Here is a 15,367-nt window from a genome sequence, read left to right as displayed (position 1 = left end):
GCGACCTTCTTTTTCATTAGGTGTGCTATCGCGCTAAGCCGCCTGCGAAACAAGCGGGTCCGCCCCTCCTCCCGCCGATTTTTCACTTCCCCCCGGAATGACTGCCTCGACAAGCGCAGCGCTAGCAATGGGCTTTTCTAACACCTGATCCACCCCTGCGTCCAGAAGCTGCAACTTGGTCTCGGCATCGGGCCTGAGCCACAGAATCGCAGCGGCCATGCCCTCGCCCAACGTACAAAGTTTCCGCAATGTTTCCAGAGGGTCGCCTTCGCCGGCCTTGAGCGTGGCTTCGTCGATCAGCAGCCGTGTGACGCCGCCGGATTCGATCGCCGCGATCGCTTCCTCGGCATTCGCCGCGAAGCCGAGCCGCGCCACGCGCGGCTCGAACAGGGTGCGCAACATGCTGCGCGCGATCGGATTGCGATCGAGGATCAGCAGCGTACCACCGCCCTTCGCTCCGCCGGCGGCCTCGGCCGGTGCCTCGGCGGGGACGAGCGGCAGGTCTATGGTGAAGCTGGAGCCTTCGCCCGGCCTGCTCTCCACCGCGATGTCGCCGCCCAGCGCACGGGCGAGGTTGCGGCAGATGGTGAGGCCCAGGCCCGTGCCACCGAACTGGCGCGTGGTGCTGGCATCGACCTGGCGGAAGGATTCGAAGATCTCCTCGAACTTGTCCGCGGGGATGCCAATGCCGGTATCGGCGATCGTCAGCTTGAGCCTGCGGGCATCGCCTTCGCCTTCCCCGACCGCGCGGACGGTGACGCTGCCACGCTCGGTGAACTTGATCGCGTTGGAAAGCAGGTTGAAGACGATCTGGCGCAGGCGCCCGGCATCGCTTTCGATCCAGGTCGGGGCATGGGTGAGCTCGAGGCGGAAGCCGAGGCCCTTGGCGTGGGCCTGCTCCTCCCAGATACGGGTGACTTCGGTGAGCGTCGCGCGCAGGTCCATCGGCGCATTGTCGACGGTGAGGTTGCCCGTCTCCATCTTGGCGACGTCGAGGATGTCGTCGACCAGGCTGCGCATCGTCATGCCGGCGCCGTGGACGATGCCGATCCGGTCGCGCAGTTGGGGCTGGAGCTTGGGATCGGCGAGCATCACCTGGGTCATGCCCAATATGCCGTTCAGCGGGGTGCGGATCTCATGGCTGGTCGTCGCCAGGAACTCGGTCTTGGCCTGCAATGCCTTTTCGAGGGCAATGTTGGTTTCGTTCAGGACGACGTTGGCGTCGCGGACCTGGTTGCGGCTGCGGCGGATCGTGATGAGGCCGAAGGTGAGCAATGCGATCACGACCAGCGTCGCGCCGCCCAGGCTGAGGAACAGAGTGCGCTGATACTCGACGGTGCGCCGCGCCTCCTCGGCCTTCAGGGTGGCGATATGCTCCTTCTGCTCGGCATAGTTGAAGCGGGCCGCCATCAGCGCGGCGCCGGTGGTCACCGCGACCTTGGCGGATTCGTCGTTGAGCCGCTTGAGCGATTCTAGATGCCGGAGGGCGAGGCGATCGTCGCCAAGCTTCGAATATATCTCATACCCATAAAAATGCGCGTTGCGGAACGCGCCAGTCGTCGTGGCGAGGTCGACCCCCTTGAAGCATTCGCGGATTAGGGCCGCGGCGCGCTTGTAATCACCGCGATCGGCGGCGAGGCGCGCCGCCGTTGAGAACAACTGCCGGCGCAGCGAATCTGCATCCGGCCCGGTGGCAAGCGCGAAGGCGCGGGAAAGCGTGCGATCAGCCGCGTCGAACTGCTTCAACTCCACACGATTGCGACCGATGTTTGCGAGTATCCGCGCTTCGAGCAGCGGTTTACCGAGCTTCTGGGCGATCTCCAACGCCTTGCCGAACTCTTCCTCGGCCTGCGAATAGCGTTCCAGCACCATCAGGGCGCTGCCGATATTATTATGCAGCGACAAGGACATGAGCGGGTCGCCGTCATAAGCTTCGGCGGCCTGACGATAATAGGCTTCAGCGCGAGAGGTATCGTTCGCGCTCAGATAAAGCGACGCGATATTCTGCAGCGCGATCGACTGGCTGCGCGGCTCCTTGACTGCTCCGAAGATACGATAGGCATCCTGGAAGTTCGTCAGCGCTTCCACGGCCTGAGCACGCTGCATGTAGAATGCACCCTGCGACATCAGCAGATCGCCGCGCAGCTTCAACGGCTTCGTGATCGGAGCGATCAGCCGCAGACCGTCGGCGAGCAGGGGCGCGGCCTTGTCCGGTGCATCGTCGCGCAACCTGGCCTCACCTGCGAGCCAACGCACGGTGGCAAGAGCGATGGTGCGCTGGTGCGGATCGGTGAGGTTGCGTGCCAGAATCTCCGCCTTCGCGACTTCGCGAAATGCTTCGCTGGGCTCGGCGACCATGGCGTCCTTGGTGCGTGCAAAGGCAGCCTCCAGCGGCTGCGGAAACTGCGCATCCGCCGCATGCGCGGACGTCGCAGCCGCGCCAAACCACAGAGCCAGCAAGAGCGTAAAATGCCGGGTCGCGCGGATCACGCGCGCTTCCAGAAGCTTTCGGGCCGGGTGAACGACGGCTGGAGACCTCCCGTCGCGGTGAGGTGACCCTCCTGCGTCAGATAGGCGCGGAAGGCATCGATGGCGATGGGACGCGAGATCAGGAAACCCTGGACCATGTCGCAGCCCATCACGCTGAGCAGCGCCAGCGCAGAGGGCGTCTCCACCCCTTCCGCAGTCACTTCCATCTCGAGCGCATGGGCGAGATCGATCGTCGAGCGGACGATCAGCGGATCGCGATTGCTCGAGGTGAGCTGCATCACGAACATCTTGTCGATCTTGAGCTCCTTGGCGGGGAGCTGCTTGAGATAGGCCAGCGAGGAGAGGCCCGCGCCATAATCGTCGATCGCCAGCGTGACGCCGGCGTCCGCGAACATCTGGAGATGCCGGATCGCGCTTTCGGGATCGCGGATCACCGCAGTCTCGGTAATCTCGAAGCCGAGCTTGGCGTCGCGGTTCTGGGCGATGATCTCGCACGTCTCGGCAACGAAGCCGGCATCGGCGAGGAGCATGCCCGAGATGTTGATGAACAGCGGCATGTCATGGCCGTCGGCCGCGAGCAGCTTCTGGTCGGTAATGACCTGGCGCAGCGCCCAGAGCGTGAGTGCGCCGATCTCGCCCGCCTGTTCGGCGACCGAGATGAAGTCGCCCGGCAGGATCAGGCCGCGCACGGGATGCTGCCAGCGCACCAGCGCCTCGGCACTGGCGATCTGCTGGCGGCGGACATGCACCTTGGGCTGATATTGCAGGAACATCTCGCCATTGGCGATCGCGCGCGGCAGCTCGCGCATCAGCGTGAGGCGATCGAAGGCCAGATCGGTGCGCGACAGATCGAGCATCACCACGCGCCCGTCGGTGCGGGCCTGATCCAGCGCCGATTCGGCTGCTTCGGTCAAGCGGACATCGTCCCCGTCGCCCGCCGGTGCCGCGGCGGCACCGAAATGCATCTGAAACTGATAGCGCTCGCCTTCGAGGTCGAGCGGGCCCAGCAGGGCCTTGCGTATCTTTTCGACTTCGGCCGCGGCGGCTTCGGGCGTGTCGCATTCGAACGCGAATTCGATCAGCGAACGCCCCGCAGTGACGATCCGCGCATCCGGGCACAGGCTGGTGACGACATGGCCGACGTCGAGCACCAGCGCATCCGCGCGGGGTCGGCCCAGATGCCGGCGCAGCATCGCGAAATTGGCGATCTCGCACTGGCAGAGAACGCTCCACAGACCATGGTCGGCGCGGCGATCATCGCTGGTGCGCTGCCAGGGAATGCGCCTGCGGGCCTGTAGAGGCATTGCCGTATCGACCAGCCGGTCGCGCGATGCGCCCGCGGCTTCGTGATCCGCGTGTTCGACGGCACCGGCGGGATTCGCCGGCACGCGCGAAGTGCTGCCCGAGGGCGTCGAAGGCTCGATCCGTGCCGACATCTATCCAAGCGGTACCTTAAAGAGGCTCAACGAATGGTAAACGGAACGCGCTTTGCCAGAGGGTTAACCGCCTCCCTCCGCAGTTTTCCGGATTGCTTGAGGGTTAATTTTACATTAACGAAACGATTGCGCATCGCTGCGCACGATGGGAGAATAAAAATGTTCGCGTTCAGCATTCTGTTCCGCGATGGCGTGAGCGGCGAAACCATTCGTCCGTTCTAACCGATCGCTACTTCCGGGCCGGCGGTGAAGCGTCTTCGATGTCGGAGGCACGCTGACCGGCCCGGACGGTTCATTTTCACCTTTTCCGCCCGCAACTTGCGGGCTTTTTCGTGCCCGGTGTCCCGGCAGCGGGACGCATCGCCGGGTTGCCGCGCGGCGAAGTTAGGCTAAGAGCGCAGCAACCTAGCTACAGGGGATTCTCCGTGCGTATTGCTATGATCGGCACCGGCTATGTCGGCCTGGTTTCGGGCGCCTGCTTCTCGGATTTCGGGCATGAGGTCGTCTGCGTCGACAAGGATTCGCGCAAGATCGAACTGCTGCATCAGAATGTGATGCCGATCTACGAGCCCGGCCTGGCCGAACTGGTCGCCAGCAACGTCAAGGCGGGGCGGCTTTCGTTCACCACCGACCTGGCCGAAGGCGTGAAGGATGCCGATGCGGTGTTCATCGCGGTCGGCACGCCCAGCCGGCGCGGCGACGGCCATGCCGATCTCTCCTATGTCTTCGCCGCGGCGCGCGAGATCGCCGAGAACCTGACCAAGGCCAGCGTGATCGTCACCAAGTCGACCGTGCCGGTGGGTACCGGCGACGAAGTCGAGCGGATCATCGCCGAGGTGGCGCCGGACAGCGGCGCGCAGGTGGTCTCCAATCCCGAATTCCTGCGCGAAGGCGCGGCGATCGAGGATTTCAAGCGCCCGGACCGCGTCGTGCTGGGCACCGACGACGAAGGCGCGCGCGAAGTGATGCGCGCCATCTATCGCCCGCTGTCGCTCAACCAGAATGCGCCGTTGCTGTTCGTCGGGCGGCGCACCTCCGAGCTGATCAAATATGCCGCCAATGCCTTCCTGGCGGTCAAGATCACCTTCATCAACGAGATCGCCGATCTCTGCGAACAGGTGGGCGCCGACGTGCAGGAAGTGTCGCGCGGCATCGGCATGGACAACCGCATCGGCTCCAAGTTCCTCCATGCCGGCCCCGGCTATGGCGGCTCCTGCTTCCCCAAGGACACGCTGGCGCTAATGAAGACCGCGGCGGACAACGAGACGCCGCTGCGCATCGTCGAGGCCACGGTGCAGGTGAACGACGCCCGCAAGCGCGCGATGGGCCGCAAGGTCATCAAGGCGATGGGCGGTGACGTGCGCGGCAAGACGGTCGGCATATTGGGCCTGACCTTCAAGCCCAACACCGACGACATGCGCGACGCGCCGAGCCTGTCGATCATCGCCGCGCTGCAGGATGCGGGCGCGACGGTGAAGGCATACGACCCCGAGGGCTTCGAGCAGGCGCGGCCGCTGCTGAACGGCGTCGAATTCTCCGAAAGCGCCTATGCGGCGGCGGACGGCGCCGATGCGCTGGTGATCGTCACCGAATGGGATGCCTTCCGCGCGCTCGATCTCGGCCGCATCGCAAGCATCATGAAGGCGCCGCTGCTGGTCGACCTGCGCAATATCTATCCCCCGGCCGAGGCGGCGCGGGCGGGGCTGAAGCTGGTCGGCGTGGGCAAGCCGGCGGTCGCCTGATTATCGGGCGCTAAACATAAACTAGATCGCCGTTCCTCGCCCACCTTCCTAAATCGCCGCCCATGCTGCATCGAAGTACCATGGACGGCGAAAGCGTGAGCATTGGCGCGACAGACGGGGTTTCCCGGCCGTCGCTCACGCATCTCCAGCGGCTGGAAGCCGAGAGCATCCACATCCTGCGCGAAGTCGTTGCCGAGGCCGAGCGGCCGGTGATGCTCTATTCTGTGGGCAAGGACAGCGCGGTGATGCTGCACCTGGCGAAGAAGGCGTTCTACCCGACGCCCCCGCCCTTCCCGCTGCTCCATGTCGATACGACCTGGAAATTCCGCGCGATGTACGACCTGCGTGACAAGGCCGCGGCGGATGCGGGGATGGACCTGCTGGTCCACCATAATCCGGAAGCGGCGGAAAAGGGCATCAACCCCTTCGACCATGGCGGGCTGCATACCGACCTGTGGAAGACCGAGGGACTCAAGCAGGCGCTCGACAAATACGGCTTCGACGCGGCGTTCGGCGGCGCGCGGCGCGACGAGGAGAAGAGCCGGGCCAAGGAACGCATCTTTTCGTTCCGCACCACCAGCCATCGCTGGGATCCCAAGCAGCAGCGGCCGGAGCTGTGGCACCTCTATAATGCCCGCAAGAACCGGGGCGAGAGCATCCGCGTGTTCCCGCTCTCCAACTGGACCGAACTCGACATCTGGCAGTATATCCTGGCCGAGGGGATCGAGATCGTGCCGCTCTATTTCGCCGCGCCGCGCCCGACGGTGGAGCGCGACGGGCTGCTGCTGATGGTGGACGACGACCGTTTCCGGCTGAGGCCGGGCGAAGTGCCGGTCGAGCGCTCGATCCGTTTCCGCACGCTCGGCTGCTATCCGCTGACGGGCGCGGTCGAGAGCCGGGCCGACACGCTGGAAGCGGTGATCCAGGAGATGCTGCTCACCACCACCTCCGAACGCCAGGGCCGCGCGATCGACCACGATCAGACGGCGAGCATGGAGAAGAAGAAGCAGGAGGGGTATTTCTGATGGGGAGCGCCTTCACTCCCTCTCCCCTCCGGGGAGAGGGTCGGGGAGAGGGGGAGCGGGATGCACTCTCGACTTTCATCCTTGCCGGCACTGCCCCTCTCCCAACCCTCTCCCCAGAGGGGAGAGGGCTTTCAGCGCGGGCCGACGGCTTGGAGGCATTCGCATGACCTCCTACCGCCCAGACGCGCTCATCGCGTCCGACATTTCGGCCTATCTCGCCCAGCACCAGAACAAGACGCTGCTGCGCTTCATCACCTGCGGATCGGTGGACGACGGCAAGTCGACGCTGATCGGACGGCTGCTCTATGATTCGAAGCAGATCTTCGAGGACCAGCTTTCCGCGCTGGAGAGCGATTCGAAGCGCCTGGGCACCCAGGGCCAGGAGATCGACTTCGCGCTGCTGGTGGACGGCCTCGCCGCCGAGCGCGAGCAGGGCATTACGATCGACGTCGCCTATCGCTTCTTCGCGACGGAGAAGCGCAAGTTCATCGTCGCGGATACCCCGGGGCACGAGCAATATACCCGCAACATGGTGACCGGCGCCTCGACCGCCGATCTCGCCGTGATCCTGATCGACGCGCGCAAGGGCGTGCTCACCCAGACGCGGCGGCACTCCTATCTCGCGCATCTGATCGGCATCCGCCACATCGTGCTGGCGGTGAACAAGATGGACCTGATCGGCTATGACCGGGCAATGTTCGACGCGATCGTCGCCGACTATCGCGCCTTCGCCGGCGAGATCGGCATCGACGGCTTCACCGCGATCCCGATCTCGGGGTTCAAGGGCGACAACATCACCGCGCTTTCGCCGAACACGCCCTGGTACACCGGCCCGGCGCTGATCGAGCATCTGGAGAGCGTGGACGTCGATGCCGAGGCGGATCGGGCCAGGCCGTTCCGGATGCCCGTGCAATGGGTGAACCGCCCCAATCTCGATTTCCGCGGCTTCGCGGGCCTCATCTCCAGCGGCACTGTCCGCCCGGGCGACGCGGTGCGCATCCTCCCTTCGGGCAAGACCAGCAGCATCGCCCGCATCGTCACGATGGACGGCGATCTGAACGAGGCTGTCGCCGGCCAGTCGGTCACGCTGACGCTCGCCGATGAAATCGATTGCTCGCGCGGCGACGTGATCGCCATCGCCGACGCCCCGCCCGAGGCGTCCGACCAGTTCAAGGCGACGATCGTCTGGATGGACCAAGCCGAGCTGCTCCCCGGCCGCGCCTATTGGCTCAAGCTCGGCACCCAGATGGTGAGCGCAGTAGTGCGCGCGCCCGACCATGCGATCGACGTCAACACGCTGGCACATGGCTCCGCCAAGACGCTGCACCTGAACGATATCGGCACCGCCGAGATCGCCACCGACCGCGCGATCGTGTTCGAGCCCTATGCCGAGAATCGCGATCTGGGCGGCTTCATCCTGATCGACAAGCTGACCAACGCCACCGTGGCGGCGGGCATGCTCCACTTCGCACTGCGCCGCGCGCAGAACGTCCATTGGCAGGCGATCGAGATCACGCGCGAGGCGCATGCCCAGCAAAAGGGGCAGAAGCCGCGCCTGCTGTGGTTCACCGGGCTCTCCGGATCGGGCAAGTCGACCATCGCCAACCTGGTCGAGAAGCGGCTCCATGCGCTCGGCAAGCACAGCTTCCTGCTCGACGGCGACAATGTCCGCCACGGGCTCAATCGCGACCTGGGCTTCACCGATCAGGACCGGATCGAGAATATCCGCCGCGTGGGCGAAGTCGCCAAGCTGATGACCGATGCGGGCCTGATCGTGCTGACCGCATTCATCTCGCCCTTCCGCGCCGAGCGCGATATGGTGCGGTCCATGCTCCCGGAAGGTGAATTCTTCGAGATCTTCGTCGATACGCCACTGGAGCTGGCCGAGGCGCGCGACGTGAAGGGCCTCTACCGCAAGGCACGCGCCGGCGAGATCGCCAATTTCACCGGCATCTCCAGCCCTTATGAGGCGCCGGAAAACCCCGAGATACGCGTCGACACCACCAGGGAAACGCCCGAGGCGGCGGCCGAGCGGATCGTGGAAGCGATCATGGGCACCTGGAGTCCGGTGATTTGACCGATGCGGAACTCGCCCGCGAACTGGCCACCGAGGCTGGCAAGCTGTTGCTCAAGATCCAGGGCAATTCCGCCGACGGCGCGCGGGGCGACCGCGAGGCCAACACGCTGATCCTCGATCGACTGCGCGCTGCGCGGCCCGACGATGCGATCCTTTCGGAGGAATCCATCGACGATCTCGACCGCCTCCACCACAGCCGCGTGTGGATCATCGATCCGCTCGACGGCACGCGCGAGTTCGGCGAGCGGCGCGAGGACTGGGCGGTGCATGTCGCGCTCGCGATCGACGGCAGGGCGGCGGTGGGCGCGGTCGCGCTGCCTCGGCTCGGCTGCACCATTTCCAGCGATGCCCCTCCCCCGCTGCCGCCGGCGCACGTCCCGCCGCGGATGCTGGTCAGCCGCTCGCGGCCGAGCAAGCTGTGCGCGGATGTGGGGGAAAGGATCGGCGCGATCCATCTCGGCATGGGATCGGCGGGCGCCAAGGCGATGGCGGTGGTACGCGGCGAGGCCGAGATCTATCTCCACTCCGGCGGCCAGCACCAATGGGACAATTGCGCGCCGGTCGCGGTCGCGCTCGCGGCCGGGCTGCATGCCTCGCGGATCGACGGATCGCCGATCGTCTACAACCGCAGGGGCACCGAGATCCCCGACCTGCTGATCTGCCGCAGGGAATGGGCCGAGCGGGTGCTGGAGACGGTGCGCGGCTGCCACGCCTGAGCGCGGCCCCGAACACGGCATAGGGATTTCCCGGAATGGGGAATATCTGAATGAAGAGCGGCGCCCGGCGCGTCTAGACGCGCTCTTGCGGGGCGCTTCCTCCCTCCCGGAAGCCCTTGCCAGTATCGCGGGCGCCACGCGTCCGTTCTGCAAACCGGAACGGGTTGCCGCCCCGGGGAGCAAGCCGAAGCCGCTGACGATCCCTCTTGCGGCTTCGGCTTGAAACTCCTCTCCGCGCATTCGGCCGGGGAAGGCCCGGCGTTTCGCCGTTGATTCAAGGCACATACCGTTTAGGTTGCACGTCGATGCCTCTTCGAGTGCGCCAAACCCCATGATCGAAACGCAGGCGGGCCATGAACCACTTCCCGTCGGGGAAGACGAGTTTCGCCTGATAGCGGACAGCGCGCCGGTGGCAGTGTGGGTGACGCGGCTCGATCGCAAGCGCAGCTTCGTCAACCGCGCCTATGTCGAGTTCCTGGGCGTATCCTATGCCGAAGCGCTCGAATTCGACTGGCGCACGATCATCCATCCGGACGATGCGCCGCGACTGCTGGGCGAATCGATCGCGGGCGAGGCGAGCCTGAAGACCTTCGAGCTCGAAGGCCGATACCGCAGCAGCAAGGGCGAATGGCGCTGGCTGCACTCGACCTCGTCGCCACGATGGGACGCGCAGGGGCGGCATATCGGCTTCATCGGCGTCGCGCACGACATTACCGAGGCGAAGACGGCGGAACTGTCGCTGCGCGAGCGCGAGGTGCAGCTCTCGGCCTTCATCAGCCAGGCGACGGCGGGCTTCGGCCAGGTCGATCTGGAGGGCAGGTTCACCCTGGTCAACGACCGTTTCTGCGAGATCGCGGGATGGCGCCGCGAGGAGCTGATCGGTCGATCGATGCAGTCGATCACGCATCCCGACGATCTCGGCCGCAACCTGGGTCTGTTCGAGCGGGCGGTGCGCGACGGCACGCCCTACACGCATGAGAAACGCTATGTCCGCAAGGACGGCGGCGTCGTCTGGGTCAGCAATTCGGTATCGGTGATCCGACGCCCCGACGGCAAGCCGTTCGGTGTGCTGGCGGTGACGATCGACGTGACGCACCGGCGCGAGGCCGAGGCGGCGCTGCGCAAGAGCGAGGAGAGCCTGCGCCTCGCCACCGAGAGCGCCGGCATGGCCGCCTGGGAGCTCGACCTGGAGACGATGGAGGGCGAATGGTCGCCCAATCGCTTCGACCTGCTCGGCATGCCGCGCCGCGCGGACAACCGGGGCAGCTTCGACGATTGGCTCGACCGCATCCATCCCGACGATCTGGCGACGGTCCGCGATACGGCGCTGCGCTGCATCCGCCTGGGCATTCCCTATACGATCGAATACCGCATCTGCCGCGCGGACACCAAGGCCGAGCGCTGGCTGCAGAGCCATGGCAGCCGCATCGACTATCTCGACGAGCGGCCGAGCCGATTCGTCGGGGTCTCGTTCGACGTCACCGACCGCAAGCGCGCCGAAGGCGAACTGCGCGACAGCGAGGAGCGTTTCCGCACGATCTTCGAACAGGCCAACGACTTCCTGATAACCACGACGCTGGACCAGAAGATCACATCGGTGAATCCCGCCGTGCTGACCGCGCTCGGCTATCGCGAGGACGAGGTGATCGGCCGCTCGATCGCCGAGTTCATGGACGCCGATCAATATGCGCTGAGCATGGAGGCGTTCGACCGGAAACTGGCCGATGGCGGCACGACCCGGTTCATGCTCAACATCCGCGCGCGCGACGGCCGCCAGCTCGTCTGGGAAGTCAATTCGCAGCTCACCGCCGATGCCGAGGGCAATCCGACGGGCCTGCACGCGATCGCCCGCGACATGACCGAGGCCAAGCGCAACGAGGCGCATCTGCGGCTGCTGGTGAACGAGCTCAACCATCGCGTGAAGAACACGCTGGCGATCGTCCAGGGGATCGCGAACCAGAGCTTCAAGGATGATTCCGATCCCGCCATCGCGCGGCGCGCGTTCGAGGGAAGGCTGGCGGCGCTGTCAGAGGCGCACAATCTGCTCACCCGCGAGCATTGGGGTGCCGTATCGATGACCCGGATCATCGGCGACGCGATCGCTCCCTATGGCGGCAAGGAAGGCCGCTTCACGCTCGACGGCCCCGATCTCACCATCGTTCCCAAGACCGCGATCAGCCTGGCGCTGGCGATCCACGAGCTGGCGACCAACGCGGTCAAGCATGGCGCGCTCTCGCGGCCGGAAGGGCGCGTCGCGATCCGCTGGGCCCGCGTCCCGCGCGGCGGATCGGCGCGATTCTCGCTGGTGTGGGAGGAACAGGGGGGCCCCGAAGTGGTAGAGCCGACGCGGCGCGGCTTCGGCACGCGGATGATCGAGCGCGGGCTCGCGGCCGAACTGGCAGGCACCGTGACGATCGATTTTCGGCCCGAGGGGCTGGTCTGCACGGTCGATGCGCCGTTGCCCGAGAGTGCCGAATGAGCCCGTTCGGCCCGATCCGCGTGCTGGTGGTGGAGGACGAGCCGATCATCGCGATGTGCCTGGAAGACATATTGGACGCGCTCGGCTGCATCGCCATCGGCCCGGCGGGCAGGCTGTCCGAGGGGCTGGCGCTCGCCGAGAACGAGGCGCTGGACGCCGCGATCATCGACATCAACCTGGCGGGCGAGCGCAGCACGCCCATCGCCGAGATGCTGCGCGGCCGCGGCGTGCCCTTCGCCTTCGCCAGCGGCTATGGCGCCGCGCCGGAGGGGTTCATCGACGAGGCGCCGCTGGTCGAGAAGCCCTATGGCGAGCGGGACATCGAGGCGCTACTGAGAGTGCTGATCGGCTGAAAGGACGGGCATGCATGTCGCCGTCTTCGCGACCAAGACCTATGACCGACGCTTCCTCGACGCCGCGAATCGCGGGCTCGATCATCGCCTGACCTATTTCGAGCCCCGGCTGGACGCGAGCACGGTGGCGCTTGCCGAAGGGCATGACGCGGTCTGCGTGTTCGTCAACGACCGGCTCGATGCGGCGGTGCTCGAAGCCCTTGCCGCGCATGGCGTGCGGATCGTCGCGCTGCGCTGCGCGGGCTACAACAATATCGATCTGCGCGCCGCGGAACGGCTGGGCGTGGATGTGGTTCGCGTGCCTGCCTATTCGCCCGAGGCGGTGGCCGAATTCACGATCGGGCTGCTGCTGGCGGTGGATCGCAACATCCATCGCGCCTGGGCGCGGGTGCGCGAGAACAACTTCGCGCTGGAGGGACTGATCGGGCGCAACCTAAGCGGCCGGACGGCTGGCGTGATCGGCACCGGGCGGATCGGCGCGCTGGTGGCGAAGACACTGCGGCTGGGCTTCGGCTGCGACGTGCTGGCCCAGACGTGGTGGAGGATGCGGAGCTTGTCGCAGCCGGCGTCCGCTATGTGCGGCGCGACCGGCTGCTGGCCGAAGCCGACATCGTCACGCTGCATTGCCCGCTAACGCCCGATACGCATCATGTGATCGATGCCGCCGCGATCGAGCGTGCCCGGCCCGGCGTGCTGATCGTCAATACGAGCCGCGGGGCGCTGATCGATACTTCGGCGCTGATCGACGGCCTCAAGTCGCGCAAGGTGGGCGGCGTGGCGCTCGACGTCTATGAGCAGGAGGCCGACCTGTTCTTCGAGGATCTCTCGAACGAGATCATCGAGGACGACGTGTTCCAGCGGCTGCTGACCTTCTCCAACGTGCTGGTCACGGGGCACCAGGCGTTCCTGACCGAAGAGGCGCTGGCCGCGATCGCCGAGACGACGCTGCAAAGCCTGAGCGATGCCGAGGCGGGCCGGCCGCTGGCCAATCGCGTGACGGCGAGCCGGGTGATCGTGCGCCAGGATCCAATGCGCCCCTAATATGCCTCCTGCCGGCGCAGGCGGGTGGAGATGGCGCTGCGGCGGCTCACCCGCAGCTTTTCCAGGATGCTGTGGATATGGTTCTTCACCGTCGCCGGGCCGATCTTGAGCTCGATCGCGATCTCCTTGTTCGACAGGCCCTCGGCGACTAGCCGGGCGATCTCTTGCTCGCGCCGGGTGAGCGGCGAGGCATCATCGCTTGGGCGCGTGCCCGCGAGCGACGCGATCCGCTCGCACAGCAAGGCCGCCAGGCGGCTGGAGCACAGCACCTCGCCCGCCAGCGCCCGCTCGACGGCCTGGGTGAGATCGAGGATCGATCCGTTGCGGCCGACAAAACCCTTCAACCCCGCCTCGGCACAGGCGAGGCTGTTGGCATCGCAACTGATGCCGAAGCCGACCACGGGCACGGCCTTGTCATGCGCCTGGAGCGCGCGCGCGATCTCCAGGGCATCGAGCTCGGACGCGTCGAGCAGGATGACGTCGACCGGCTCGGCGGTGAGCACCGCCAGCACCTCGCTCGCGCCGACCGCGCCGACGACGCGAAACCGGCCGGCCTGCGCCAGTCCGCCGGCCACACCCTCCCGATAGAGCAATACCTCGCTCACCACGAGTATCCGAGGCCGCTCCAACGCGCCGGCGATTCGAATGTCGTACATCTGCAGCACCGTCCCGCGGCCCAGGGCCACTCTCCCGATGTGCGCGAATGCCGCACCGCGCCGCCGACCCGCCAGGCGGATTCTCACGGCGCGAACGCTCACGCTGTTGATGACGGCCTGAACTGTCTGGACTTCGGCGCGCCGGCTGCGACCTGACGGCTGCATGTTTACGAAAGTCGGAAGGCGATGCAACCGTGCCTTATGGGGGGCATGCTCCGCCGGAACCGGCTGGATTCGGCCTGGGCCATCCGGCCCATTGACCATGTCCCAGGAAGCGTTTGCAGGCAATTAGCCGCCAAAACGGACACATTTCAGAAACGCCGTCAACCCAATCCGGCCCGGGCCGTCTTGCGACCAATCGGCCCATGGGTGAGACGAATTCCCCCTGATACGCCCCTCCTGCTCGCAATTGGAGGGTGCCATTGCCGTCAGGATTCAGCTCGGCGCGATGCCCAACATGCTCGGCGAGGTCGTCTCGCAGATGCTGAGCACCTTTTCCGATGCGCGACTCGTGGGCCGTGTCGAGCCCGGCGCCGATCCGATCCTGGCCGCGCAGGAGAGCGGCGCCAACGTGCTGATCCTGCGCGAGGACGATCCCGCCGCCCGACCGCTGCTCGCGGCGCGATCGATCAGCGTCTTCGCGCTTGCCGAAAGCGGACGGGAGGGCACTTTGCTCACCGTCCTCCAGCGGCGCATCGCGCTTGACGCCGACACGATCGAGCAGATGCGCCAGCTCCTCCGGCGGCCGCGGGGGACAAGCTGATGGCCGATTTCCGCGCGATCTCCGCCGTCACCACCACGATCGCCGACATGCTGCGCGAGCGCTATGCCGGATCGGGGCTGGGCGGATCGCTGAACGTGGAAGCCTATCAGCCCAAGGACTTCCACGATCCGATGAAGGACGGGATCGCGCTGTTCCTGTGGCGGGTCACGCCCAATACCGGCCGCCGCAATCCGGGTCCGCGGATCGACGCGCTGGGTCGGCGTTTCAAGCCCTCCTTCCCGGTCGACCTGAGCTATCTGATCGTGCCCTTCGCGGACAAGGCGGACCGGCAGCAGCGGCTGTTTGGCTGGATGCTCCGCGCGATCGAGGATTTCGGGCCGCTGCTCGCGACCCGGCTCAACAATGCGCTGGCCGACAGCGACCTGTTCGCCCAGCCCGAGGGACTGGAGCTGGTGAACGAGCCGCTCTCGATCCCCGATCAGTTGACGCTGTGGGACCGCCCCACCACGCCCCCCCCCCCCCCCCGCCCTCTCCCCCCCCCCCCCCCCCCCCCCTCCCCCCTCCCCCCCGCCGCCCCCCCCCCCCCCCCCCCCCCCCCCCCCCGGCCCCCCCGGCCCCCCCCCCCCCC

Annotated in this window: 11 protein-coding genes and 1 pseudogene; 9 read left to right on the top strand and 3 right to left on the bottom strand. The window is 66.4% G+C overall.

Going from position 1 to position 15,367, the window contains the following annotated elements:
* Positions 1-33 precede the first annotated feature (33 nt).
* Together HB724_RS04860 and HB724_RS04855 are read right to left on the bottom strand one after the other, a co-directional pair.
* On the bottom strand, positions 34-2,490 hold the full coding sequence (locus tag HB724_RS04860) for an ATP-binding protein (RefSeq protein ID WP_213979783.1): 2,457 nt from the start codon (positions 2,488-2,490) through the stop codon (positions 34-36).
* A complete protein-coding gene (locus HB724_RS04855; protein WP_256731331.1) occupies positions 2,487-3,926 on the bottom strand; it encodes an EAL domain-containing protein in 1,440 nt (479 codons plus the stop codon). The genes HB724_RS04860 and HB724_RS04855 overlap by 4 nt, the downstream gene beginning before the upstream one ends.
* A 425-nt stretch (positions 3,927-4,351) precedes the next feature.
* On the opposite strand from HB724_RS04855, the gene HB724_RS04850 reads away from it, so the two are divergent.
* From HB724_RS04850 to HB724_RS04820, 7 genes and pseudogenes are all read left to right on the top strand, one after another.
* Positions 4,352-5,668, top strand: a complete 1,317-nt coding sequence (locus tag HB724_RS04850; protein WP_213979782.1) for a nucleotide sugar dehydrogenase — start codon at positions 4,352-4,354, stop codon at positions 5,666-5,668.
* Positions 5,669-5,748: 80 nt separating this feature from the next.
* Positions 5,749-6,693, top strand: coding sequence for a sulfate adenylyltransferase subunit CysD (gene cysD / locus HB724_RS04845; RefSeq protein ID WP_213979874.1), 945 nt, complete (start codon positions 5,749-5,751; stop codon positions 6,691-6,693).
* A 163-nt stretch (positions 6,694-6,856) separates the two neighbouring features.
* Positions 6,857-8,770 carry a sulfate adenylyltransferase subunit CysN gene (gene cysN, locus HB724_RS04840; RefSeq protein ID WP_213979781.1) on the top strand — a complete coding sequence of 638 codons (1,914 nt, stop codon included), beginning with the start codon at positions 6,857-6,859 and terminating at the stop codon, positions 8,768-8,770.
* A complete protein-coding gene (locus HB724_RS04835) occupies positions 8,767-9,486 on the top strand; it encodes a 3'(2'),5'-bisphosphate nucleotidase CysQ (protein ID WP_213979780.1) in 720 nt (239 codons plus the stop codon). The genes cysN and HB724_RS04835 overlap by 4 nt, the downstream gene beginning before the upstream one ends.
* Positions 9,487-9,817: 331 nt before the next feature.
* Complete coding sequence (locus HB724_RS04830; protein WP_213979779.1) at positions 9,818-11,965, top strand: PAS domain S-box protein; 2,148 nt, start codon at positions 9,818-9,820, stop codon at positions 11,963-11,965.
* A complete protein-coding gene (locus tag HB724_RS04825) occupies positions 11,962-12,318 on the top strand; it encodes a response regulator (protein WP_213979778.1) in 357 nt (118 codons plus the stop codon). Before HB724_RS04830 ends, HB724_RS04825 begins: the two co-directional genes overlap by 4 nt.
* A gap of 10 nt (positions 12,319-12,328) precedes the next feature.
* Positions 12,329-13,359 (top strand): annotated as a pseudogene (locus HB724_RS04820) (2-hydroxyacid dehydrogenase).
* Here HB724_RS04820 and HB724_RS04815 read toward each other — a convergent pair.
* Positions 13,356-14,045, bottom strand: a complete 690-nt coding sequence (locus HB724_RS04815; protein WP_213979777.1) for a response regulator transcription factor — start codon at positions 14,043-14,045, stop codon at positions 13,356-13,358. The pseudogene HB724_RS04820 and the gene HB724_RS04815 sit on opposite strands and share 4 nt — an antisense overlap.
* Before the next feature lie 418 nt (positions 14,046-14,463).
* Here HB724_RS04815 and HB724_RS04810 point away from each other — a divergent pair, with 418 nt between their 5' ends.
* A complete protein-coding gene (locus tag HB724_RS04810) occupies positions 14,464-14,778 on the top strand; it encodes a hypothetical protein (RefSeq protein ID WP_213979776.1) in 315 nt (104 codons plus the stop codon).
* On the top strand, positions 14,778-15,367 hold a 590-nt coding region (locus HB724_RS04805; protein ID WP_213979775.1), incomplete at its 3' end, for a Pvc16 family protein. The genes HB724_RS04810 and HB724_RS04805, both read left to right, overlap by 1 nt.

The organism is Sphingomonas sp. dw_22, from assembly GCF_018449795.1.
Lineage (GTDB): Bacteria > Pseudomonadota > Alphaproteobacteria > Sphingomonadales > Sphingomonadaceae > Sphingomonas.
Note: the sequence above shows the minus strand (reverse complement) of the source record. Positions and strands in the feature narration are given on the sequence as shown.